Origin of the sequence: Pseudalkalibacillus sp. Hm43 (genome assembly GCF_051842935.1) — a bacterium.
Lineage (GTDB): Bacteria > Bacillota > Bacilli > Bacillales > Fictibacillaceae > Pseudalkalibacillus.
The window spans coordinates 2,797,705-2,823,345 of record NZ_JBPXRR010000001.1 but is presented as its reverse complement, the minus strand read 5'-3'; the positions used below and the strand labels follow the sequence as shown (position 1 = coordinate 2,823,345).

The window sequence follows — 25,641 nt, the reverse complement described above, 5'->3', positions numbered from 1 at the left end:
TTCAAAATAAGGTCATTACAAAAATTATATAGGATACAACCATGATGGTTTTATATTGTTTTAAGCTTATTCGATTAAACAGTAACTCTTCAATTACAAAAAATAAACATGCTACCACAATTGAAAAAAAGCTCAGCCCCAATAGTGAAAACATAAATAAAACTGCTACTACAATTGCAAAGAAAATATAAATAATAAATTTAAAACTACTTTTTCCTGCTGGTATTTTTCTCAGTATCAATTCTGCAACTATTCCAACCGGATATGCATATAAAAATACACCCAAAAAAATCACATAGGAAAATAGCGAGAAACTATTTATAACACTATTCATATCTTGGAAGTCTGTGAGAACAAATTCAGTTGGACTTAACATCAAGAACACAACAATACATGAAATCCAATATGTTACAATTGAAGCATTAAGCTTCTTTAATATCATGCTGACCTCCAAAAACCTATAAATTTTCATAATAAATAAAGGCTTCTTCCTACTTAGATCAATGCCACTGGTTATGAAGAAGACTAAAATATACATCAGATAGATGGTTAGGTGCTAGCTGAAAAGTACCGCTTGTATAACATTAAAAACTATGAGAACAGTATAAATAAAAGTCCCATGTAAAAGACTTTTAATCATAAATTCTTTTCCATTTGTAAATCTCCTAAAGTAAAACGCAAACCAAATTGCACTAACTATTCCGATGGCCAACCATATATAATAAAAAATAATACTAAAGAAACCCCAAACAGCAAAGAGTGCTATTACTGTTAAAAACAGAACATTAATTATAAATACCATTAGATTAAGTAATGTGTTAGAGTTCATTACTTCCTCCTTAAATCTTCGGTAGTTTTTGTAACCTTCTCATTCTTAAAAAAACATTATGAAGATTTTTGTCAAAAAAACTTATTGTGAAATATAAGTGTAATTAAAGACTCTTTATTATAAAAAACACCTGTTTAATACTATCCTTCGCACCTACATTTTAACATAATTTTCAAGTTTCCTTTGAAATCTCATACACATTACAACACAAATTCGTAATCCATTAAGTCGGTGTTAGTTGGTGAATACATATGGATTTTGAACTGAAAATATTGAAATCGTTTAATATAAGAATAAAAAACGCACTGTGAATTCATTGTGAAATCCAGTGCGTTTTACTTTGATATTTTTTCATTTGCACCTCTGCATTAACCGGATATTAGGTTTAGGTAGAGAGGTTCTTTGTCATTAGACTTTAAAATACCATTCTTTCCGGTGTAAATACAGGGCTAGAATTGTCCATAAGCCTAGAATGCCTAATGCATAAATGAGGTGTCCGTGTGGTACAGCTTCAGGAATGAAGTCTCTTAACCACATTTGAATGGATTGAGTATCAACCTTGAGATTCTGTAATACAGAAGTAACAAGGTCTTTACCGAAATAAATTAATAGACTGTTTCTCCCCAATGCCATTAGAAATGTAGGTGCTTTTACTTGGTCAGCAAACTTTTGATCATAAATATAATATATAATGGCCAAAACTAGAATGGTAATGCCAGAGGTTAAGGTTACAAATGATGGAGTCCATATCTTTTTTGCAATTGGTACAAATAGAGAAAAGACCGGTGTGATTGCAATCAATCCTAATGCATAGACCGTCAACAACCTCACTTTATAGCGTTTTGCAGCCAGTATGATTCTGGATGCACCATAACCTAATAGGATGTTTGCTACTGCAGAAATCATTGAGAGGGTCCCTTCAGGGTCATATCCCTTAGTTCCATTATGATAAGTATGTTCATTTCCATAGATCATAGCATCTATCTTATGTAATGGATTACAGTCAGGTTGTACAAGTTGATCTGTACAGCTTTGCCCCCCAAAGCTTAGCAAGATTGAATAACCAATTAATATGACCAATGCTGTAGATGTAACGTACAACCAAGTTCGGCTAACAATGGTAAGAATTACAGCAATTAAACCAGAGATTGCAAAAAGCTGTAATACACCTGTAATTCTTAAAGTACTTAAATCATTATTCCAAGTGACGACAGCATTATAAGCAAGTCCGATTACCCAAAACCAGAAAGTCCTTTTAAACACTTTTTTCCACCGGATACTATTTCGATACGCTACAGCCAATCCTGCTCCAAATAACGTCAAAAATCCCGGGAACAATACATCGGAAATGGTTAATCCATACCATGGAGCGTGTCGTAACGATTCATAACCACCTGGTGGGATATTACTCACAAACAAAGCTAAAATAACCAAAATACCTCGTGCAATATCCAGCGCATCAATTCTTCTACTTAATTTGATTTCTTTCATTATTAAAAGCCCCACTATTTCTCTAATTTATGCCATTTATTTTTTGGATCTTTTTCCATTAACTTAAATGATTCAGTGACTGAAATCTTCCCTATACTATAAAAACCGTTCTCAGGATTCCATATACCATAGGCATCCAATGCAGGTTTTACATCCTTCAAATAACGGAATTCAAACGGTGCAATCTCACCAACATTCACATCTACATATCGGGGAACAAAGAACATCCCTTCGTTCACACGCCCTGATTGAAGAAGGTCCCGCAACGCTTTTCCTGTTGCTGCATGGTCAGGATGTGGATCATAATAACTGAAGGCGAAATGTTGAGCTTTTGGATATCTTTCGTCAAAGTTTGCCATGACCGAATTGACATTATCGATCTTCAGATTCCCGTCTGTGAAACCATATATATGGACATTTTCCTCATCTGCACCTAATTCACTGACAGCAAGTTTAAATTCTTTCACTCTAGCTTTCTTGAATTCTTCTACCGTTAGAGGAGCTTTCTTCTCGTTTTGTAATTTTTCATTTATCTTTCCTTTAACTGCGGATCCTCCGCCTTCGGTCAAAAGGACAACATGCACGTCATACCCTTGCTTTATGTAATGCACAATGGTAGAACCCATAGATAAGGTTTCATCATCTGGATGAGGTGAATAGAATATCGCTACCCCTTTAGGTTTTGAAGCAGTAAATATCATAAAGCCTATAAAGAAAATGATGAGTAATAAAACTGTAAAGCTTTTAACTCTCATTATAAAACCGTCCTTTAATTGTTCTAAAGAAATATTATATCACACCATAAAATACTGTTCTCGAGGGTAAAGAAATGTTATGTCTACCAAATTGTTATAAGGAAGAGACCCTTAAGAATTTTTATGTGGGAGAAAAGTTAGAAAAGAAAAGATGCATATCCTTTTGAAAAGGATGCATCTGTAGTTCGGAATCATTGCTTGTGAATTTTTAAGGTCTGTTCCCATTTCTGATTCCAAAAGCGAAAGTGAACTTTTGTGTATCTTTCATTTCTACAGTTACTTTAACAACTTGTTCAGGTATGGTTGAAGGTAAGGTAAATGAAGATCTTTGGATTGTTTTATCATGTATTTCATCATTCTCTATGTACATATACCGAATAGATTTATAATCTCTCTCTGTTTGATTTAAATTGATTTCAATATGTGCTTTACCCTGAATATCAAACTCCGCTATACCTATCGGATCAATGGGAAGTACATATGGCCCAGGGTGTCCTTCCATACAATCAATCCCCCAGCACATTCTTTCAACTTTTCCAATTAAAGAAGCTTCATCATTGATTTTGACAACGGGTACAGGAATCTCAGTAGTGTCCATTTTTCTTACAATAATTTCGTGCTGGATAGTTTCATGAAAAATGGGAATGAAAGCGGCGAAGAAAGAGATCAGTAGGATGAAAGATACGAATATTCTAGCAGTAGACTTCTTCTGGAACGAAAACCGTAAACAAAATATGATCACCACCAAGTTCCATAGGGCTAAGAGGTAAAGGGCAGATTCGAGCGGAATTTTCATAAGAGCAATCGACATTGGGAGATAGAAGAGGAGTGAAACAATCATAAACTTCCAAGATTTTATCCGATAGGCATATATGAACCAACCAATTGACATTAAAGAAAGGATTATAAAACATCCCATAATAAAATAAACCAAAAACCATCCCATACTAGACCTCCCTGATTTAGACTTTTTTGTTATGATTTAATATCTATTTTAGCATCAGTCACATAAAAAAAGAGGTGTGAATTAACGTACTAATTCCACCTCAATACTTTATGCAATTTGCTTTAGCGTTATTTTATGAATCGAATCGTTAGTGGATAGCGATAATAATTTCCTTCACTCGCTTTAATGGTGCCGATGATCATGAAGATTAAATGAAGAATCACCACTATAGGGAGAAGGACCATTCCAATAAGGACCAACATCAGTGCACCAGCAATCAATCCATATAAGAAAAAGCTGATTTGGAAATTCACCGCTTCTTTTCCATGATAGTCAATATAAGATGACTCATCTTTTTTAATTAACCATAAGACTAGGGGACCCAGAATAAACCCGAGTGCAGCTGTAAGATAGCCAATAAATGCAGCTAAATGAACATACATGCCCCAATTCTTTTCATTCTTTGTTAGTGTATCGTGATTTGTTTCCATGTTTCATCACTCCTTTATTAATATTTAGGCAACTAATCAATCGCTTTGACTTTTGTTTTCTCTTTATCACTGAATATAGCACTGATGAGAAGTACAATTGCTGTAAGGCTGTGCATGAACCAACCGATAAACGGAATCCAGGCTATGGCGGAGGTGATGATGCCCAAAATGCTTCCTGCACGCTGGAACCCAATGCTCGCTTCTTTACTCGCATAAATCAGAGTCAGGATGTGCAACCCAAGCATCACGAATAATGGTACATAGCCATTGCCGATTACAAATGCCCCTCCAAGAACAGGAATTGCTAATAGTGCTTCACAACCACCCGTAATCCATTGTAATATTTTATATGTCTTCATTTGAATTCTTCCTTTCAAGTTGAAAGCTCTAACATTAATGTATACGCACAAAAAAGAAAAAGGTCTCAAAATTATACTAGTGCCAAGTACTTCCGTACATATCCATTATATCAAGGGTTTCTAATCGGTGTCAGGCACTGAAGTTTAACATAGATATACCAAGGGTTCTGAAAAGGTACCAGGTACATAAAGGAGTTCGGTTATGAAGAAGTTTATCGTCTATTGGTTGCCGGTTCTACTCTGGGCTGGGGTTATCTTTTATTCTTCCTCGCAACCGTATGAGGATCAGGATATCAAGCCGTTTCTAAGTGGAAAGATTCCATTGGAGTGGGTGAATACATTCAGCTTTGTGAACTTTGACTATGCAGGTGAAGAAGTGAGCATAGAAGCTCTTGGGGAAGCTCGTTTTTTGGAATTCTTCATTCGTAAAGGTGCACACCTCACAGTCTATTTCATATTGGGTGTATTGCTATTTAGAGCGCAATACCGCACTAAGACATTAAATTACAGTTTATGGCTTGCGATAATATTGGGTGTGTTATACGCAGCATCAGATGAAATCCACCAGGGATTTACGCCGAACAGAAGTCCGCATGTTGAAGATGTCCTCATTGACACGGTTGGCATCATACTAGGTACCATCTTCATAAAAAACATACACAAAAAAAGAGCGGAGTAAAATCCGCTCTAGCTCAATTCCAAGTGACTTTTCAGTTTGTTCGTAATTTGATTACGTTCCTCGTCAGAAACGATATAATACCAAAGTTTATCAATGGTTTGTCCATGTCCTTTTACTTCAAAAGTCTCGATGTTATGTCGAACATCTTTATAGTTTTTCTGAACCTCTTTCATCTCATCAAACGTCATGTTGGTCTTAATGTTTTTACCAAGAACATTTAAGATGTCATCAAACTTCGTGATAGTGGATACTTGAGCACCTTCGTTAATGACCGCTGTAATGATTTGACGCTGACGATCGTTTCTACCTAAATCACCACGAGGGTCTTTCTTACGCATTCTGGCATAAGCCAGGGCTTCATCTCCATTCAAATGAATATTCCCCTCAGAGAAACTATATCTTCCAGCTGAGAAGCCGAAGCTATTATTGACACTAACTCCACCCATCGTATTTACGATGTCTTTAAAAGATTCCATGTTCACTTTGAAATAATAGTTAATAGGAATATCTAAGAAATTTTCTACAGTGTCAATTGTCATCTGAGTTCCGCCGTACGCATATGCATGGTTGATTTTCTCAATTGTTCCTCTTCCAACAATTTCAGTTCTTGTATCTCTCGGTATACTGAACATATACATGGAATTATCTTGGGGATTCAATGTCATAATGACCATGGTATCCGAACGACCTTGATCATTTTTCCTTTCATCCACTCCCATTAAGAGGATCGAAATAGGCTCCAGTTCATCTTTATTCCCATCTACTTTTGGTGGAGGCGTTTGTCTGCTGGATTCAATGGGTTCATGCATCTCATTTACTGTATCCTTTGCAGAGTCATATAGATAATATCCATATCCACCTAACGCTAAAATCCCAATACCTACTAAACTACCTAATATCAATAGGATTTTTTTTATCATTCAAATACCATTCCCAACTCTAAAAATTAGTAAATCTGATAGAGATTATAACCCTTCCAGAAGGAATAGGCAATACTACCAAAAATTATTAAATATGGAAAATTAAATGGTAATAGATTGGTAAATTTGATAGAATGAATGAGAAAAAAAGAGGAGGGATCATTTGTATAAAAAATTTGTAGCTTTAATACTTTGTTTTGCACTCACGTCATTTTACATACCTCAGGATAGTTTAGCAGCAGAATCCTATGAAAATCCATCCTATTCAGAGATTAATAAATTGCTAACTGAAAAAGCGATAGAAAAGGGAATTCCACCTGAAATCGTAAAAGCGGTAGCATATGCGGAAAGTGCATGGGATCAGTTTAAAAATGGTCAACCCCATATTACTTCAGACGGTGGAATCGGAATCATGCAAGTAACCGATAAAAGCCAGTTTAACGAAGAAAAGTTGAAATCCGATATCGAGTACAATATCGATGCAGGTCTTCAAATACTATTAGAAAAATGGAATATGTCTGGTAAAAGAATTCCAAACATCAACGACCAAACAAAAGACAAATTAGAAAATTGGTATTTTGCCGTAATGGCATATAACGGATTGGTTCCTGCAAACAGCCCGGTCAAAAAAGCAGACGGAACAATCAATAAAGACGCGTATCAATACAAAGTCTTTGGGTTCCTTGAAGCGTATAACCCTGGAATCAACCTTGCAGAAATAAAGTTTAATCCTTCAGAATTCCGTTATGAAAATGATCTACTATACTTTGAAAAGCAGCTATACAAAACAGAAAAACCAGCTCAAACGACAAAGCATCAGTTTAATGATACGAGTATCACCAAAACAGTATATGGAGCAAATATCAGAAGCGGACCATACCGTGATTCTAGAGATGTTGGTAACATCGAGAATGATGAATTTCAAACAGTAACCATCTTGGATTCTTTTGTATATGATCAATCACACAAACATGGGACTTCTGATAGTGGCATGAGATACAAACATTATGTATGGTACAAAGTTCAACTGAAAGATGGAACCATTGGTTATGCCGCCTCTAGTACATTAAGAGATTTTGCAGAAAGGTTATCAGGTAAAGAGCGGTATGAAACAGCTGTTGAAATTTCGAAGGAAGGCTGGAAGACAGCGGATACAGTTGTGTTAGCTCGAGCTTTCGACTTCCCGGATGCATTGGCTGGTGCCCCACTTGCCTATCATCTGAATGCACCAATCTTGTTAACGAATACAGGCAAGCTGAATGATGCAACCAAGAATGAAATCAAACGGTTAGGTGCTAAAAAAGTGGTCATTTTAGGCAGTGGATCTGCGGTAAGTGACAAAGTCAAAAATTCGATTAAAACTGAATTGGGTATTACAAACATACAACGTATCGGTGGGAAAAACCGTTATCATACTGCAGCTCTTATTGCAGAAGAAATGAAGAAATTGGGCGTCAACTACGATCAAGCAGTAGTCGCCTACGGATGGAAGTTCCCGGATGCCTTAGCCATTGCACCATATGCGGCGCGAAACGGAATCCCGATTTTATTAACCAACAACAATGAATTACCAGGTTATACATCTACAGCTCTGAAAGGCGTTAAGAAATCAATTGTCGTAGGTGGAACTAGCATGGTATCGAATAACATACTGAAAAATCTTCCTGATGCCAATCGGATTTCTGGAGCAGAGCGTTGGGACACGAATGCAGAGGTTGTAAAAAAATATCATAGTACCGCGAAAGAAGCTTTCGTCGCTACAGGTTACAAGTTTGCGGATGCACTTACAGGTTCTGTTTTAGCCGCCAAACGAAATACCCCAATATTGCTGGTGAAAACGGATTCTGTACCAAATGCAATTCAAAAGAATGTTACAAGCAACCAAATGACACACTTTAAGTTGTTAGGCGGTTCGGACGTCGTTAATGTTCAATATCAACTTAGTGATTTAACTGAATAAACAAAATTAGGGAATCAGTAACGGATTACTGGTTCCTTTTTTGTGCCAAAATTATTCTAGAATGATAGTGCAAATGTCATATTTGGACTAATATTTACAAAACTAACAAAAAATTTCCCGATTTATGCCAGTTAAATGTGCTATAATACGGGATGAAATATAGAACTTATCATTTAGTGGGGGAAATTATGGAAGAAACAATCAGTCTCAAAGAAATATTTGCAACGTTACAGAAGCGGATCTGGATGATTATCCTGGTCACCGTCATTGCAATGGGGATGAGTGGGGTCATTAGTTACTTCTTTCTAACTCCAATCTATCAATCTTCAACACAAATTCTTGTCAATCAATCAAATGAAGGACAACAATCTTTGGACATAAATCAAGTGCGAACAAATGTCGAAATGATTAATACATACCGAGTGATCATCAAAAGTCCAACGATTCTTCAAAAAGTCCAAGAAGAATTGGGGTTGGACTCAGTCGGTTCATTGACCGAAAAAGTGACAGTAAACAGCGAGCAGAATTCACAGGTGTTTTCAGTGGTTGTAAAGGACCCTGATCCAGAAATGGCTGTTAATATTGCCAACACCGTATCGGAAACATTCCAAGCGGAAATCACATCGATTATGAATGTTGATAATGTGAAAATTCTATCAAAAGCAGAATTGAAAGAAAATGCATCTCCTGTAAGCCCGAATCCACCTCTTAACATTGCTATTGCAATGGTTGTCGGATTAATGGTTGGTGTAGGTTTAGCATTCTTACTAGAATATTTGGATAATACAATTAAGACTGAACAAGATTTAGAAAAGTTACTAGACCTTCCTGTATTGGGAGTAATTGCTGAAATGGATGAAGAACAAACCAATCCACACCGCAATCAATTAAAGCATCGAGTAGGAAGTGAAAGCATTGAAGCGTAATCAACGAAAAACGATACGGGACTTTAAAGAAAGAAGCCTAATTACACATTTCAACTCAAAGTCACCAATTTCAGAGCAATATAGAACCATTCGTACAAACATTCAATTTTCTGCCATCGATCAAGAATATCGAACAATCATGGTGACTTCTTCAGGACCTGGGGAAGGGAAATCGACAACTGCAGCAAACCTGGCTGTCGTCATGGCTCAACAAGGAAAAAGAGTACTACTTATTGATGCAGATATGAGAAAACCAACAGCCCACTACACATTCCGTGTAAGTAATGTCCGTGGCTTGTCGAATGTGTTGACTCGCCAAGCTAATCTTTCCGAATGTATTAATTCATCTGAAATCGATCGCCTAGATATATTAGCAAGTGGTCCGGTTCCGCCAAACCCAGCTGAACTTCTAGGGTCACGTGCATTGAAAGCACTAGTGGAAGAAGCGAAAGAGAGTTATGATCTTATTCTCTTCGATTCGCCACCGGTATTGGCTGTAACGGACGGTCAAGTACTTGCTAACCTATGTGATGGTGTAGTGCTCGTCGTTTCAAGCGGCAAAACGGAAAATGAGATGGCACTAAAGTCAAAAGAACTCCTAAATTCTGCAAAAGCAAAGGTCTTAGGTGTCGTATTGAACCGAAAAAAGATGAAAAAAGGCAACTATTATTATTACTATGGTAGTAATTGATAAAAAATGGGGGATTCGACAAAATTCCCCCCTTTCCATTCGTGGGATATTTTGTTAAGATAACATTCGTAAACAGGAAAAATGTACTAGTTAACCTAAAAATAGGTGTGATTAAACATGATTGATATACATTGCCACATCCTACCTGGAATCGATGATGGAGCCCAGACAATTGAACAAAGTCTATTGATGGCAAATGCGGCTGTTGATGAGGGGATTACACAAATCATCGCCACTCCCCACCATAAAAACGGTAGATATGATAATTACAAAACTGATATACATACACATGTTACACAATTGAATGAAAAGCTAAATGAAGCGCAAATTCCACTAACGATCCTACCAGGACAAGAAAACCGAATCTATGGAGAAATGGTACAGGATTATGAAAAAGGTGAACTATTATCCCTGAATAATGGCGGGAAATACATCTTTTTAGAATTTCCATCTAATCATGTCCCTCGCTACGCCAAGCAATTAATATTTGAACTTCAACTCGTTGGGCTAATCCCGGTAATCGTTCACCCTGAACGAAACCAGGAGTTGATTGAGCGCCCTGAAAAGTTGTATGAACTGGTAAGTGATGGCGCTTTAACTCAAGTCACAGCATCTAGTGTAATTGGAAAATTCGGGAAATCAATCAGGAAATTCTCCTACCAACTTATAGAACACAATCTAACACATTTTGTAGCCTCAGATGCACATAATACAACATCGCGTGGATTTAATTTACGACCTGCTTATGAGGAAATTGAAAAGAAGTTTGGTATTAGCCAAAGATATATGATGATGGAAAACGCAGAACTACTTATTCAAGGGGAAACCATACATCTAGAATCACCATTACAGATTAAGAAAAGGTTTCTTGGGATTTTCTAAATAGGTTCATCTTCCCAAGGGGTAATGTCTCCTCACCACTATCAATGGAGGCACTCGGCTATACTGTGGGTAGAAACACACCTTAGACACTTCGTTGTCACGAGTATAGCGTGAGGGCGGGTTAGATGCCTAAATACATAATTATCTTATATTCGCCATTTATAACTTTCGTAGTATATATGTTTTTTTGAGGGTTATTTTATTGGATGATCCTCATTTAGGAGAGGTAGATGTTTTTGAGAAATAATGAATCATTTCCGAAATCCATTAATAAAGCCATACGATACATAAAACAAGATGCACCCTTAGAACAAATAGAAGAAATCAGGATCCAAATCAATCATGCCATTGAACAAAGAATAAAAAATGAATCGAGGTGTAAGTAAGTGACATATCGAAAAAGAATTTCCTTTTTGATTTTCGTAGATTCCATTATTGTGCTATCTGCAATCTATGTAAGTAGCTATCTATTAAGTTACCATAAGGTGTTATTTTCAGAGTCGATTCTTGCAAGCTCGATCGTGCTATTAATCAGTCATCATATTTTATCCTATTATTATAAGTTGTACAAGCGAGTATGGCAGTATGCAAGTATTGGAGAATTGGTTGTCATCTTTAAGACCGTAACGTTTTCAATTGTAGGTGCAGGGTTAGCGCAACTTTTGATTGTACAAGATATCTTTTTTAAAGCACTCATCATAACCTGGATGCTGCACATGCTATTAATTGGAGGTTCAAGATTTATTTGGCGCATCTATAGAGATACATACATAAGTCCAAAACATAAACAAAAACGAACATTAATCATCGGCGCTGGTTCAGCTGGAACGATGGTATTACGACAATTAAGACAAAATAACATAACGGAATTAAATCCGGTTGCTTTTGTGGATGACGATGTAAAAAAGCAACAACTTGAAATTCTCGGTGTACCGGTTCTAGGAACTTCCAAAGACATAAGTAAAGTTGCAAATAAACTAGAAGTGGATCATATTATTATAGCCATTCCTTCTTTAAAGAAATCAGAATTAAATCGAATTTATCAGGAATGTATGAAGACAAACGTTAAGACACAGATCCTTCCAAAGATAGAAGATCTTATGCTCGGCAATGTTTCCATCAACCAATTTAGGGATGTGAAAGTCGAGGATCTATTAGGAAGAGATCCTGTAGAACTGGATATACAAAGTATCTCTAATGAATTATTCGGACAAACCATCCTTGTAACTGGTGCAGGAGGATCCATCGGATCGGAAATTTGCCGGCAAGTATGTAAATTCAAACCGAAAAAGGTTTTACTATTAGGTCATGGAGAAAATTCAATCTATCAAATTGATATGGAACTAAAACAAAAATACGGTAAGCAACTTGAAATCATCCCGATTATTGCCGATATCCAGGATCGAGACCGTATCTTTGAAGTGATGAACACACATAGACCGGATGTCGTATATCATGCAGCCGCTCATAAACATGTTCCACTAATGGAATACAATCCACAAGAAGCTGTGAAAAACAATGTCATCGGAACAAAGAATGTTGCAGATGCTTCTGATGTATTTGGTGTAGGTACATTTGTTCTTGTTTCATCCGATAAAGCGGTAAACCCGACAAATGTAATGGGATCCACAAAACGCATTGCTGAGATGGTTATTCAAGACTTAGATTGTAAGAGCCATACCAATTTTGTGGCAGTACGCTTTGGAAATGTATTAGGAAGTCGAGGTAGCGTCATTCCATTATTCAAAAAGCAAATTGAAGCTGGGGGACCGGTAACCGTTACACATCCAGAGATGACAAGATACTTTATGACGATACCAGAAGCATCTCGTTTGGTCATTCAAGCTGGAGCTTTAGCAAGTGGAGGAGAAATATTTGTATTGGATATGGGAGAACCAGTAAAAATCGTAGATCTTGCTAAGAACCTTATCCAGCTATCAGGCTATGCTGTTGATGAAATTGGAATAAAGTTTTCAGGGATTCGACCAGGAGAAAAGATGTATGAGGAGCTTCTTGGTGAAAATGAAGTCCATCCTGAAGCAGTATTCCCTAAAATCTTCATTGGGAAGTCAGTTGAGATTGAATATGACAGAGTATCTTATTTAGTTGAAAATCACTGGAGTTTCAATAAAGAAGATTTATCAAAATATGTGTTGGAACTAGCTAACAAGAAACAAGAAGAGTTGTTAGTGAGTAACCTTAATTAATACTTATAGCATTACAATGGAAAACCCATCTATCAAGATGGGTTTTCCATTGTGAGAATCACTTAGTGCTTTAGTAGTTATTTAGGGATACATAGGAACTAAAGAATTCAAATAAGTACTAAACTACTAAGATAAATAAGCAATAATTTATGGAAGGAAGACTCCTAAAATGAAAGATAGAATATACCTCTCTTCACCACATATGAGTGATGAAGGTTTTGAGATGGAATATGTAAAAGACGCTTTTGAAACAAACTGGATAGCTCCATTAGGAAAGAATGTGAACGAGTTTGAAAATGAATTTTCAACTATAGTTGGTTCCAATGCTGCAGCTGCACTTTCCTCAGGTACTGGAGCCATTCACCTGGCACTAAGAGCAGCTGGTATTGGTGAAGGGGACATTGTTTTTTGTCCAACTTTAACCTTCTCAGCAACTGCAAACCCAATTATCTATCAAAATGCAACTCCTGTTTTTATAGATAGTGATTTTAAAACCTGGAATATGTGTCCTGAAGCTTTAGAAGAGGCTTTCAAAAAATTCCCGGAAGTAAAAGCAGTTATTGTCGTCCATCTGTATGGTCTCTCTGCAGACATGGATAAGATCATGGAAATCTGCAAAAAACATAATGTAGTAGTCATTGAAGATGCCGCAGAGTCCTTGGGTACTTATTATAAAGGAAAACATACGGGTACTTTTGGTGACTATGGAATCTTCTCTTTTAATGGCAATAAAATTATTACAACTTCTGGCGGAGGTATGCTCGTTTCTGATAATGAAGAGCGTATTGCAAAGGTTAGATTTTGGGCTACTCAATCTAGAGATCCTGCAAGACACTATCAGCATAGTGAGCTAGGGTTTAATTATAGAATGAGTAATGTTGTTGCCGGTATCGGACGAGGGCAGCTTAAAGTTTTGGATAAGAGAGTAACTAAGAAGAGAGAGATTTTTAATTTTTATAAAAGAGAACTTAGTGACCTGGAAGGCGTTGAGTTTATGCCAGTTAATGAATGGGATTACCCTAACTTCTGGCTAAGTTCAATGACCTTAAAAGGAAATGTTAGACCAATAGATATCATGGAAGCTCTTGAAAAAGAGAATATAGAATCAAGACCAATTTGGAAGCCGATGCATATTCAGCCATATTTTAAAAAATATAATTTTGTTGGTACTGGTATAGCAGAGGAATTGTTTGAAAATGGAGTATGTTTGCCATCTGATACGAAAATAACAGATGAGGATTTAGAAAGAGTTGTTAAGATTATTAAAGGGTTGTGGTTAGATTAATGAATGTTTCAAATGTTGGTCCATATCAAAAATTTATTAAACGGCCCTTGGACTTAATATTATCAGGATTGGCTTTAATAATTCTTAGTCCAGTCCTGGTGGTTGTTTCCTTTTTTGTGAGAATTAACTTGGGAAGCCCAGTTTTATTTAAACAAAAAAGACCGGGACTTAATGAAAAGATCTTTTTAATGTATAAGTTTAGAACGATGACAGATGCAAGAGATGAAAAAGGTCAACTATTACCAGATAGTGTAAGGTTAACGAAATTCGGTAAACTACTGAGAGCTACTTCCTTAGATGAACTCCCAGAACTAATTAATATATTTAAAGGTGATATGTCTATTGTGGGACCCAGACCTCAACTAGTACGAGATATGGTATTCATGAGTCAAGAACAAAGAAGGAGACATAGTGTTTTACCTGGTCTTACTGGATGGGCTCAAGTTAATGGCCGAAACGGTATAACTTGGGAAGAGAAACTATCACTAGATCTTGAATATATTCACAATATTTCATTTCTAAAAGATTGCAAAATCATTTTAATGACATTAGTGAAAGTATTTAAGAGTGACGGTATAAGTGCAGATGGATTGGATACTGCTGAAGATTTTGGTGATTATTTATTAAGAGAGAAGAAAATTAGCAAATATGAGTACCAGGCTACTATGGAAAAGAGTAAGGGGTTATTGAATACGAAACCTTAACGCTTTCTTGTGAACTATCACTTAAGTGGAAAATAATAATAAATGAGGTTTTTTTATGAATGTTTTATTTCTAATGCTGAACTATCCTTTTGAACAAGAAAGAGAACATATGTATAAAGAATTAAGTAGAAAGTATGCTGAAGAAGGTCACAATGTTTATGTTGCTGCTCTATTAGAAAACAAACATGGTAAAGAAACCTTCCTACAAAGTGAAGATAACCATCATATATTGTGGATTAAAGCAGGTAATTATTTTGGGGTTAACAAAGTAATGAAAGGCATTACAGCATTGTTATTACCACAATATTTTAATAACAATATAAATAAGTATTTTAAAGGCGTAAAGTTTGATCTAGTTGTCTATCCAACACCCGCAATTACACTTTACTATACAGTCAAATTGATAAAAAAGAACAATCCGTCAGCTAAATATCTATTAGTAGTTAAAGATATCTTCCCTCAAAATGCCTTAGACATAGGTTTAATGAAGAAAGGTATAGTATTTAATTTATTTAGAAATATTGAAAGGAAAATCTATAACATATCGGATTATTTGGGATGCATGTCCCCTAGAAATATAGAGTTTATTTCTAAATTTAATAATGTACCAAAAGATAAGTTCTTTATTTTAGAAAATTGGTTAACCCCTTCAAAACAACAGAAAATACCAGAATCTGACTTAATTGAAATTAGAAATAAGTACAATTTGACCGATAAATTTGTATGTACATTTGGTGGTAATATTAGTCCGGCAAATGAACTAGAATTTTTAATTCAGTTAGCCGAAAAAGTTGAAGACAACAGTATAAAGGATTTAGTTTTCATCGTCATTGGTAAAGGCACTGCAAAAAAGAAGATTCTAAATGAGATTAAAAATAAGAAATTATCTTGTATTAAAATTTATGATTTTGTACCAACCCAGGAATACGACCAATTAATTCATGCAAGTGATGTCGGATTAATTAATTTAAATAGAAGATATACGATACCGAACATACCATCAAAAACATTGAATCTAATGAGAATTGGCAAACCAATACTAGCAGCAACAGATAAAAATACAGATTATAAAGAATTAATTACTGAAACAGCTAACTGTGGGTTGTGGTGTGAGACAGGCGATTTAGATTCATATTTCAGAAACCTAATAAAAATAAAAGAATCTAAAGAACTAAGACAATTGTTTTCAAAAAATGCAAGAAAATACTTCATAAACAATTTGACAACAGATAATGCGTACAAAAGTATCCAAGAAAAAATGGGTGAGTAAATGAATGTTATAATTATTGGAGCTGCAAGATCAGGAACAAACATGCTAAGAGATACCTTAGTTAAATTCGATGATTTTGCTACATGGCCGTGTGATGAAATTAATTATATTTGGCGATACGGATTAAGAAATGAGATTGACGACCAGTTTGCCCCCTCACAAGTTACCAAAGAGAAAAAAGAGTTTATTAAAAATAAGTTTGATTGGGTTAGAAACAAATATCATGTAAAAAATGTAATTGAAAAAACTTGTGCTAACTCTTTAAGGGTCGATTATGTTAACGAACTAGTAGATGATGCAAAATATCTTTTTATTTTTAGAGATCCAATAGATGTTGTATCTAGTGCTGAAATTAGATGGAAAGCAAAATTGGATATCAAATACATTATGGACAAAGCTAGATTCGTACCAACAAAAGACATACCTTATTATGCAGGTAGTTATCTAACAAATAGAATAAAAAAATATTTTAATAATGAAAAAAGATTGAGTTATTGGGGACCGAAATATAAAGGATTTGAAGAAGATGCTATCAACTTATCTGCACTAGAAATTTCTGCAGTTCAGTGGAGAAAATCCATCGAAGCATCTGAGAGTAGTTTTCTAAAAATGGATAAATCAAAATATCTCTCAATTGACTATAACGATTTCGTTATAACTCCAAAAGAAGAATTAAAAAGAATATTGACATTCTTAAACTATGAAATTGATGAAGCGGATATTTCAGAAAGTATTTGTAAAGTATCCACAAGAAGCATAGGAAAAGGATACAAAGTTTTGTCTGAAAAAGAGCTAGAAATAGTAAATTCGATAGTCGGTAATAAATATGAAATACTAAAAAAAACTTTTGATAGGTAATGGTGATAATTTATGTTTAATGGTAAAACTTTATTGATTACTGGTGGTACAGGTTCATTTGGAAATGCAGTTATGAGAAGATTTCTTAATACAGATATTAAAGAAATTCGAATTTTTTCAAGAGATGAGAAAAAACAAGAGGACATGCGCAAGCTTTATAAGAATGACAAACTAAAGTTTTATATAGGGGATATAAGAGATTTAGGGAGTGTAAAAAATGCAATGCATGGTGTGGATTATATATTTCATGCAGCAGCACTTAAACAAGTACCTTCGTGTGAATTTTTTCCTTTAGAAGCAGTTAAAACTAATGTGATTGGTACAGATAATATTCTCACTGGGGCAATTGAAAGCGGAGTAAAAAAAGTGATTTGCTTATCAACAGATAAGGCTGCATATCCTATTAATGCCATGGGAATTTCAAAAGCTATGATGGAAAAAGTGTTTGTAGCTAAAGGAAAAACTGTTGACCCTGAAAGAACATTAATCTGCGGGACGAGGTACGGTAATGTAATGGCTTCCAGAGGATCTGTAATACCACTATTTATTGAACAAATCAAAAATGGGCAACCATTAACTGTTACAGACCCAAACATGACTAGATTTTTAATGAGTCTTGAAGAAGCAGTAGAACTTGTAGTATTTGCCTTTAAAAAAGCTGAAGCTGGTGACATTATGGTTCAAAAAGCACCTGCATCTACTATTGGTGATCTCGCACAAGCGATAAAAGAACTATTCGAAGTGGATAATGAAATAAAAGTGATTGGTACTCGGCATGGGGAGAAACTTTATGAAACACTTCTTACACGTGAAGAGCATGTAGTTGCTGAAGATTTAGGCGGATTTTATCGAGTTCCTGCAGACAAGAGAGACTTGAACTATGATAAGTATTTTGTAGAAGGTGATAAAAATTTATCATCTGAAGAAGAATACAACTCTCATAATACAGAAAGATTGAATATTGAACAAATTAAAGATCGATTATTAACACTTAATTATGTTCAGGAAGAGTTAAAAAATATGAAAAGGAAAGTATTTGTATGAAAATATTAGTTACTGGTGCTAATGGATTTATAGGCAAAAATTTAATTGCAGAACTTCGTAACAGAAATTATACAGATATCTTTGAATACACTAAGGAAACTGAACAATCCCTCCTGAATGAGTATTGTAAAGAAGCAGATTTTGTATTTCATCTTGCTGGTGTAAATCGTCCAAAAGATGAAACAGAATTCATGAAAGGTAATTTTGGTTTTACCTCTACCCTTCTTGCAACACTTAAAGAGTACGATAACAAATGTCCGGTAATGATTTCATCCTCTATACAAGCCGAATTTAATAACCCATATGGTAAGAGTAAAAAAGCTGGGGAGGCTATATTATTTGAATATGAACGGGAAACTGGTGCCAAAGCTCTAGTTTACCGCTTTCCAAACGTTTTCGGTAAGTGGTGTAAACCGAACTATAATAGCGTAATTGCAACATTTTGCTATAATATCGCAAATGATCTACCTATTACTGTAAACGACCCTAGTGTTACAATGAATTTGGTTTATATTGATGATGTAATAGAGGAACTAATCAATGCATTAAACAGTAATATGAATTCAGTTGGGGAGTTTTGTGAAGTCCCCACCGTTTATAGAGTTACTCTTGGTGAAATTGCAGATTTAATTTATTCTTTCAAAAGTAGTCGCGATGAGCGCTTAATTTTGGATATGTCTAATCCATTCACCAAGAAATTATATAGTACATATTTAAGTTATTTGCCAAAAAATCAATTCAGTTATGACCTGAAAATGAATATTGATCAAAGAGGTTCTTTTACAGAGTTTATTAAAACTCCAGATCGAGGACAAGTATCTGTTAATATTTCAAAACCTGGTATTACAAAAGGGAACCATTGGCATCATACCAAAAATGAAAAATTCCTTGTTGTGAGTGGTAAGGGAGTTATTCGTTTTAGAAAAATAGATTCCAATGAGGTCATTGAGTATTTTGTTAGTGGAGAAAAAATGGAAGTTGTAGATATCCCAACAGGCTATACTCACAATATTGAAAACCTTGGTGATACAGATATGGTAACTATAATGTGGGCAAATGAGCTTTTTGATTCAGAAAAACCAGATACTTACTACCTGGAGGTTTAAAATGAAAAAGTTAAAAGTGATGACAGTTGTAGGAACAAGACCAGAAATTATTAGACTGTCTGCAGTAATAAACAAATTAGACGAATCAGATGCTATTGAACATACACTTGTCCATACTGGTCAAAATTATGATTATGAACTCAATGAAGTTTTCTTTAACAATTTTAATTTAAAAAAACCTGACTATTTTCTTGAAGCAGCAAACGGAACAGCAGTTGAAACTATAGGGAATATTCTTGTGAAAATTGATCCTATCTTAGATGAAGTTAAACCTGATGCACTTTTAGTACTTGGAGATACAAATAGTTGTTTATGTGCAATCGCTGCGAAAAGAAAACAAATCCCAATCTTTCACATGGAAGCAGGGAACAGATGCTTTGATCAAAGAGTTCCAGAAGAAACAAACAGAAAAATTGTGGATCATATTGCAGATATTAATTTAACATATAGTGATATTGCAAGGGAGTACTTACTTAAAGAAGGATTACCGGCAGACCGTATTATTAAAACGGGTAGTCCAATGTTTGAAGTTCTTAAATCTAGAAAAAATGATATTGAAGAATCAGATGTACTAGAGAGGTTGGAACTTCAAAAGAGTGAGTACTTTGTAGTATCAGCTCATCGGGAAGAAAATATTAATTCAGAAATTAATTTTCAAGACTTGGTTGATAGTTTAAATGGGATAGCAGAAAAATACAATATGCCTATTATTGTAAGCACCCATCCTAGGACTAGAAATATGATAAATAATAAAGGGATTGAATTTAATCCATTAGTAAAGACATTAAAGCCACTAGGTTTTAATGATTATGTAAAACTTCAAATGAATGCAAAGTCAGTACTGAGTGACAGTGGAACAATAAGCGAAGAGTCCTCTATACTTAATTTTAAAGCGCTAAATATTAGACAAGCTCATGAGAGACCAGAAGCGATGGAAGAGGCATCTGTCATGATGGTTGGGCTGAAAAGAGAAAGAATTTTACAAGGATTAGAAGTATTAGAAACCCAAAGAAATGACACATTAAGGAATGTATATGATTATAGTATGCCTAATGTTTCAGATAAGGTTCTAAGAATAATCCTGTCTTATACTGATTATGTAAATAGGATTGTATGGAGGAAGGAAAAGTGATAAGCGTAATTATCCCATTATATAATGTTGAAAATTATATTTTAAAATGCTTACACTCATTTGAAAAACAATGTTATTCTGATTTCGAATTAATCATTGTAGATGATGGCTCAATAGATAATTCTTCTACAATTGTTGAAAAGTTCCAGTTAGACAGCAGTTTAAAAATTAAACTTTTAAAACAAAATAACGCTGGGGTAAGTGTTGCAAGAAATGTGGGACTGGATAATGCAAGTGGAGATTATATTTGCTTTGTAGATGCTGATGATATTGTGGCTCCCGAATATTTATCCGAAATGATAAAACAAATTAAACTAAATCATGCTGATTTAGTTATATGTGGTTTTAAATCTGTTCCTCAAGACTGGGGACTAGATTTTTATAGTTTTAATAAAAATACTCATACAAACAATACTTTAACCTCATATGAAGGATTACTTAAATTTTTGTATTTTGATATAAAAATTAGTATTTGTTCTTTAATGGTAAAAAAAACAATTATAGAAAATAATCACTTAAGATTTTCTGAAGGGTATAGGTATAGTGAAGACATGGAAATGGTATGGAAAATAATTGCTAATTCAAAAACACTTACCTATATAAATAGTGAATTATACTTTTATCGAATTAGAAATGATTCCGCTATGAGTCTTATCGATGATAAAAGATTAGATGGTTTTAAGTTAATAAAAAATTTAGAATCTTACTTTGAAAAGTATCGTCCAGATTTTTCAGAAGAGTTTAAAAGGTTTGGAGCAGCAAGGTGGGTCTGGGCTACTATGTGGCAACTTGCTGTAGCCAGTAATAACTATTATCTATTTAAGATAAAGAGAGGAAAATACAAACCATTTTACTATATGAAACAGCTTGTCTTTTATCCTAAAAAATATGTTTCATTAAGTGCCTTATTATACTGCATCACTCCTTATATATACTATAAAATTGCAAGTTATAAAGGTGAAAAAAGACTTAACAATAGAAAAATCACCACCTAATTTAATAAATCTGAATCCAAATAGGAGTGTATTAATGAATATATTATTTATAGGTGTTGCATGTACTAAAAATGCTATATTGGAGAGTAACAAAAAATATTATAATTTTGATCAGGTTAGACCACAACAATATTTTGATATGACACTAATATCTGGACTGTCAAACAATGCAAGTGTTACTGCGGTTTCTTTGCCTCCAGTTGCTTCATTTCCAACATCTAGTTGTTTGTATTATAGAAGAAAGAAAGAAAAAATAAACAAAAATTTATTAATAAATTATATCTCTTTAATTAATTTACCTTTTATTAAAACAATAATAATTATGATGTATATTTTCTTTTTCACTTTAAAGTTTTGTGTAATGACTCGTAAAGAAGATAGAGTTATATTATTAGGTAATTTAACTTCATATATTTCTTTTCCAGCTATGGTAATTTCAAAAATTACTAAAACAAAAATATTTGCAGTAGTTCCTGATGTTCCTAAATTTGCAGCTTCATATACACGAATAACTAATTCTGCGAAAAGAATTATTAATAAAGCGCTTGGAGTACTAGATAAATATATAGAACACAGATTTGATGGATATATACTACTAACTGAAGCGATGAATGATTTAGTTAACAAAAAACGTAAACCTTATATTGTGATAGAGGGAATGATTAGAAAAAAAGATTTTGAAGTTTTTTCTAATAAGGGTATAAAAAAATATCCATCTAAGGTAATGATGTATGCGGGTACTTTACATGCTAAGTTTGGTATTAAAAATCTAGTGGAGTCATTTGATTCAATAGATCCATCATTTAATGCGGAACTTTGGATATACGGTAAAGGGGATTTTGAAAATGAATTGGATTACTTTATTAAAAAAAATCCGAATATAAGATATAAAGGTTCCCAACCACGGTCGGAAATTATCGAAAAAGAACATATAGCAACAATATTAGTTAATCCTCGTCCCGCTAGTGAAAAGTTTACCAAATATTCCTTCCCGTCAAAAACACTTGAATATATGGCATCTGGTACTCCATTGATTACAACAAAATTATCTGGAATCCCTAAAGAATATTATAAATTTGTTTTTACATTTCGTAATGAAGATATTGAGGATATGACAAGGGATTTAGAAAATATTTTATCGCTTCCAACTGAAACACTCAAAAATTTTGGGAATAAAGCAAAAAAGTTTGTTTTAGAGAAAAAAAACCACGAAATACAAACTAAGAAAATTTATGATTTCTTGAAAAAAAGTAATGATTTATAAATTATTCATTAAAATTCATAAAAGGTTTTCGCACATAGAAGGATGTTAAATAATGAAAAACGATAGCCAAAAAACATTAAATAAGAATTTTAGAAGATATTTATATAGACCACTCATCCTTGTTGAATCATACATAATTTTCACTATAATTCTTTACGTATTTGGACCATGGGAATGGCAAACGGAAAATCCTATAAGTTTTTATATGCTTTTGTTTGGATATAATTTGGCCTTTATTTTGGGTTATTTTTTAAGTGCTAATAAAAAAAGAAAAAGTAATCCAAATTATATATTTTCACAACAAACACAGCTTAAATTTAAATCACTAATATTAAACTATTTAAAGATCGCTATATACATTTATTTGATTTTTACAATACTTAACTGTATAAGAGTAACTGGTCTTCAATATCTTAATCCAGTGGCTTACTTTAATGAGGTTTTAAATGGTTTGAAAAATCCAGCATTACAATATCACGAAAAATTCACATATAATTCAGGGAACTTATATGGTGGGTCTGTACTTTCATATATAAATGTTTTAATTTCCCCTTTAATTTATCCAGTAGTCCCGTTATCGATCTTTTATTTTAAAGATCTAAAAATAATGCAAAAAACAGTGGTATTCTTTTCTATATTATTGGAAGTTTCACGATGGATAGCTATTGGAACAAATAAGGGTATTTTTGATATTGCAATCATAATTGTAACTGTTTTGTTAATTAAAAACATTATTAGTAGGTTACACAGTAGAGTTAAGATTAAAAGGAATTTCACCAAATTTAAAACATTAGCACTAATTATTTTCCCCCTTTATTTTTTTGTTAATGCCATTAGTGATAGGCTTGGAGGAAGCAAAGTTATATATAGTCGATATATTAATAATACCGGAATAAACCCAGATAGTTTACTCATGATAATTACTCCGGACTATCTAAAGACCGCATTAATTTTATTGTCATCATATCTGACCCAGGGATACTATGCGCTTTCATTGGCTACAAATATTCCTTTTACACCAATGTTTGGAATAGGAAACTCAATGTTTTTAATTGATAATTTTCAAGGTATTTTTAAAGAGAATTTTTTTGAACATACCTTTCAAGAAAAACTAACAGTTTATGGATGGGACCCATTTGTTCAATGGCATACTTTTTATTTGTGGATAGCAAATGATGTTTCATTATTTGGCGTTATATTTGTTATGTTTTTTATTGGGTATGTTTATGCAACTATTTGGAAGGATGTTCTGCTCTATTCTAATCCCATTGCGATTGTTCTCATGTCGTTATATTCAATAATGTTTGCTTATATCTCAGCTAACAATCAAGTACTTACTTATCCAACTACATTTTTGGCTTTTTGGGGATTAACTTTTTATTGGGTAATAACTAGAAAAAGATACCGAATGAAGGGACAGTAAATGCTGAATAAAAGAAGCACCAAAGACTTTATCAGGGTTCTTTTTTCGAATGGTTTAGGATTGCTTTTAGGGATGGTAATCACCTTTTTGTTACCAATAAAACTTTCTGTAGAAGAATATGGTTATTGGCAATTATATTTTTTTTATAGCGGATATGTAGGTTTATTCATGATTGGCTTTGCTGATGGGATTCATTTAAGATATGCTGGTATAGACTACAATGCTCTAGATAAAGGATTATTTAGAACGTACTTCAGGATAGTATTATTTTTGTCTATGATAATGGCATTTTTTTTAATTAGTTTTATAGCTATTACCATAGATGATCCTGATAGAGCATTTGTATTAGTATTTGTATGTTTAAATATAATTTTATTTAATATTAATGGATTTTTTATTCATGTTAATCAGATATCATCAAGGTTTAACTACTATTCATGGGCTACCGTATTGAACAGATTAATATTTGCTGTTTCAATAATACCCATGTTCTTTATGCCTATAACCAACTATAAAATTTATATAATAGTAAATGTAATTTCTCGTGTCTTAGTTGTTTTTTATAGTATTTCAACATCAAAAGATATTGTATTTGGGAGGGCTACTCCAATTGGGGAGTGTATATCACAATCTATTGAAAATATACGAACTGGTCTCCCATTAACAATATCTGCGATTTTATCTATGTTTTTACTCAGTTATACTAGAATAGTTGTGGATAAATATATGGGCATAGAAGAGTTTGGTTTATATTCTTTTGCAATTTCCATACTATCAATTATTTTGCAGGTTGTAATGGCGGTATCTGCAGTTTTATATCCACTGTTAAGAAAGATTGATAGTGAAAAGTATCAGTCACTAAATATTATGTTAAACCAATTTGTAATAATATTAGGTGCTTTATTTCTTTGTACGTACTTTCCAGCAAATATAATTATTGGGTTATATTTGCCAAAATTTTCACCAATTCTTGATTACTTATATTGTTTATATCCGATAATGATCTATCAGGCTAAAAGTAATATAGTTTTAACTACATTTTATAAAACACTAAGGTTAGAAAAATGGTTACTAGTAAATAATCTTTTGGGGTTGATATTCTGCGTAAGTGTAACTATTCTTTCTTATAAAGTTTTCGAAAATATCATCTCAATTGTTGTTTCTTGGGTAATCTGCTATGTTATTTGGATTTACTATTCTGAATGGATTATAAAAAAGAAATGTAACTGGTCATTTTCTAATAGATTTCTTGATATTGTTATTATATTTGGTTTTTTATTGACAACTCAGATTCCTAATTTATACATTGGACTTCTTATTTACATTTTATATCTAATAATTTTAGGAGTTATTTACAGGAAGTTATTAAGCCATATGGTGAAGAAAATTTTAATTCTAAAGACTTCATAGTAAAGTGCTTTCAT

24 protein-coding genes are annotated in these 25,641 nt (G+C 33.6%); 17 read left to right on the top strand and 7 right to left on the bottom strand.

The features are described from left to right. Position 1: 1 nt before the first annotated feature. From ACSVDE_RS14735 to ACSVDE_RS14710, 6 genes are all read right to left on the bottom strand, one after another. Positions 2-442 (bottom strand): hypothetical protein, encoded by a 441-nt coding sequence (locus tag ACSVDE_RS14735; RefSeq protein WP_439301623.1) that lies wholly within the window; start codon positions 440-442, stop codon positions 2-4. Positions 443-1,237: 795 nt separating this feature from the next. After that, positions 1,238-2,320, bottom strand: coding sequence for an acyltransferase family protein (locus tag ACSVDE_RS14730; RefSeq protein ID WP_439301622.1), 1,083 nt, complete (start codon positions 2,318-2,320; stop codon positions 1,238-1,240). A gap of 14 nt (positions 2,321-2,334) precedes the next feature. Then, positions 2,335-3,075 (bottom strand): PIG-L deacetylase family protein, encoded by a 741-nt coding sequence (locus tag ACSVDE_RS14725; protein WP_439301621.1) that lies wholly within the window; start codon positions 3,073-3,075, stop codon positions 2,335-2,337. 208 nt (positions 3,076-3,283) lie between these two features. Further along, positions 3,284-4,021, bottom strand: coding sequence for a hypothetical protein (locus ACSVDE_RS14720; RefSeq protein WP_439301620.1), 738 nt, complete (start codon positions 4,019-4,021; stop codon positions 3,284-3,286). A 128-nt stretch (positions 4,022-4,149) separates the two neighbouring features. Further along, complete coding sequence (locus ACSVDE_RS14715; protein WP_439301619.1) at positions 4,150-4,512, bottom strand: DUF4870 domain-containing protein; 363 nt, start codon at positions 4,510-4,512, stop codon at positions 4,150-4,152. Between the two features lie 32 nt (positions 4,513-4,544). Then, on the bottom strand, positions 4,545-4,871 hold the full coding sequence (locus ACSVDE_RS14710) for a hypothetical protein (protein WP_439301618.1): 327 nt from the start codon (positions 4,869-4,871) through the stop codon (positions 4,545-4,547). Positions 4,872-5,073: 202 nt separating this feature from the next. On the opposite strand from ACSVDE_RS14710, the gene ACSVDE_RS14705 reads away from it, so the two are divergent. Beyond that, positions 5,074-5,550, top strand: coding sequence for a VanZ family protein (locus ACSVDE_RS14705; RefSeq protein WP_439301617.1), 477 nt, complete (start codon positions 5,074-5,076; stop codon positions 5,548-5,550). 8 nt (positions 5,551-5,558) lie between these two features. Here ACSVDE_RS14705 and ACSVDE_RS14700 read toward each other — a convergent pair whose 3' ends face one another. Beyond that, complete coding sequence (locus ACSVDE_RS14700; protein ID WP_439301616.1) at positions 5,559-6,470, bottom strand: LCP family glycopolymer transferase; 912 nt, start codon at positions 6,468-6,470, stop codon at positions 5,559-5,561. A 163-nt stretch (positions 6,471-6,633) separates the two neighbouring features. On the opposite strand from ACSVDE_RS14700, the gene ACSVDE_RS14695 reads away from it, so the two are divergent. The 16 genes from ACSVDE_RS14695 to ACSVDE_RS14620 all read left to right on the top strand — a co-directional run bounded on the left by ACSVDE_RS14695 (position 6,634) and on the right by ACSVDE_RS14620 (position 25,627). Continuing rightward, the gene (locus ACSVDE_RS14695; protein ID WP_439301615.1) at positions 6,634-8,430 is read left to right on the top strand and encodes a cell wall-binding repeat-containing protein; all 1,797 of its coding nucleotides are present in this window, start codon (positions 6,634-6,636) and stop codon (positions 8,428-8,430) included. A gap of 188 nt (positions 8,431-8,618) precedes the next feature. Further along, positions 8,619-9,356, top strand: a complete 738-nt coding sequence (locus ACSVDE_RS14690; protein WP_439301614.1) for a YveK family protein — start codon at positions 8,619-8,621, stop codon at positions 9,354-9,356. Continuing rightward, positions 9,346-10,047 (top strand): CpsD/CapB family tyrosine-protein kinase, encoded by a 702-nt coding sequence (locus ACSVDE_RS14685; protein WP_439301613.1) that lies wholly within the window; start codon positions 9,346-9,348, stop codon positions 10,045-10,047. Before ACSVDE_RS14690 ends, ACSVDE_RS14685 begins: the two co-directional genes overlap by 11 nt. Positions 10,048-10,164: 117 nt before the next feature. Further along, the gene (locus ACSVDE_RS14680) at positions 10,165-10,929 is read left to right on the top strand and encodes a tyrosine-protein phosphatase (protein ID WP_439301612.1); all 765 of its coding nucleotides are present in this window, start codon (positions 10,165-10,167) and stop codon (positions 10,927-10,929) included. A gap of 386 nt (positions 10,930-11,315) precedes the next feature. After that, complete coding sequence (locus tag ACSVDE_RS14675; protein WP_439301611.1) at positions 11,316-13,136, top strand: polysaccharide biosynthesis protein; 1,821 nt, start codon at positions 11,316-11,318, stop codon at positions 13,134-13,136. Positions 13,137-13,305: 169 nt separating this feature from the next. Further along, positions 13,306-14,421, top strand: a complete 1,116-nt coding sequence (locus tag ACSVDE_RS14670) for a DegT/DnrJ/EryC1/StrS family aminotransferase (RefSeq protein WP_439301610.1) — start codon at positions 13,306-13,308, stop codon at positions 14,419-14,421. Beyond that, positions 14,421-15,125, top strand: coding sequence for a sugar transferase (locus ACSVDE_RS14665; protein WP_439301609.1), 705 nt, complete (start codon positions 14,421-14,423; stop codon positions 15,123-15,125). The genes ACSVDE_RS14670 and ACSVDE_RS14665 overlap by 1 nt, the downstream gene beginning before the upstream one ends. A 55-nt stretch (positions 15,126-15,180) precedes the next feature. Beyond that, positions 15,181-16,395, top strand: a complete 1,215-nt coding sequence (locus tag ACSVDE_RS14660) for a glycosyltransferase family 4 protein (RefSeq protein ID WP_439301608.1) — start codon at positions 15,181-15,183, stop codon at positions 16,393-16,395. Beyond that, on the top strand, positions 16,396-17,253 hold the full coding sequence (locus ACSVDE_RS14655) for a sulfotransferase (RefSeq protein ID WP_439301607.1): 858 nt from the start codon (positions 16,396-16,398) through the stop codon (positions 17,251-17,253). Between the two features lie 12 nt (positions 17,254-17,265). Further along, a complete protein-coding gene (locus ACSVDE_RS14650) occupies positions 17,266-18,297 on the top strand; it encodes a polysaccharide biosynthesis protein (RefSeq protein WP_439301606.1) in 1,032 nt (343 codons plus the stop codon). After that, positions 18,294-19,403 (top strand): capsular polysaccharide biosynthesis protein CapF, encoded by a 1,110-nt coding sequence (locus ACSVDE_RS14645; protein WP_439301605.1) that lies wholly within the window; start codon positions 18,294-18,296, stop codon positions 19,401-19,403. The genes ACSVDE_RS14650 and ACSVDE_RS14645 overlap by 4 nt, the downstream gene beginning before the upstream one ends. A gap of 1 nt (position 19,404) precedes the next feature. Then, entirely contained in the window at positions 19,405-20,535 is a 1,131-nt protein-coding gene (gene wecB / locus ACSVDE_RS14640; protein WP_439301604.1) for a non-hydrolyzing UDP-N-acetylglucosamine 2-epimerase, read from the top strand. After that, positions 20,532-21,530 (top strand): glycosyltransferase family 2 protein, encoded by a 999-nt coding sequence (locus tag ACSVDE_RS14635; RefSeq protein WP_439301603.1) that lies wholly within the window; start codon positions 20,532-20,534, stop codon positions 21,528-21,530. The genes wecB and ACSVDE_RS14635 overlap by 4 nt, the downstream gene beginning before the upstream one ends. Before the next feature lie 34 nt (positions 21,531-21,564). Continuing rightward, complete coding sequence (locus ACSVDE_RS14630; protein ID WP_439301602.1) at positions 21,565-22,794, top strand: glycosyltransferase; 1,230 nt, start codon at positions 21,565-21,567, stop codon at positions 22,792-22,794. A 52-nt stretch (positions 22,795-22,846) separates the two neighbouring features. Further along, complete coding sequence (locus ACSVDE_RS14625; protein ID WP_439301601.1) at positions 22,847-24,217, top strand: hypothetical protein; 1,371 nt, start codon at positions 22,847-22,849, stop codon at positions 24,215-24,217. Beyond that, on the top strand, positions 24,218-25,627 hold the full coding sequence (locus tag ACSVDE_RS14620) for a lipopolysaccharide biosynthesis protein (RefSeq protein ID WP_439301600.1): 1,410 nt from the start codon (positions 24,218-24,220) through the stop codon (positions 25,625-25,627). It begins immediately after the preceding gene. Positions 25,628-25,641: the final 14 nt, after the last annotated feature.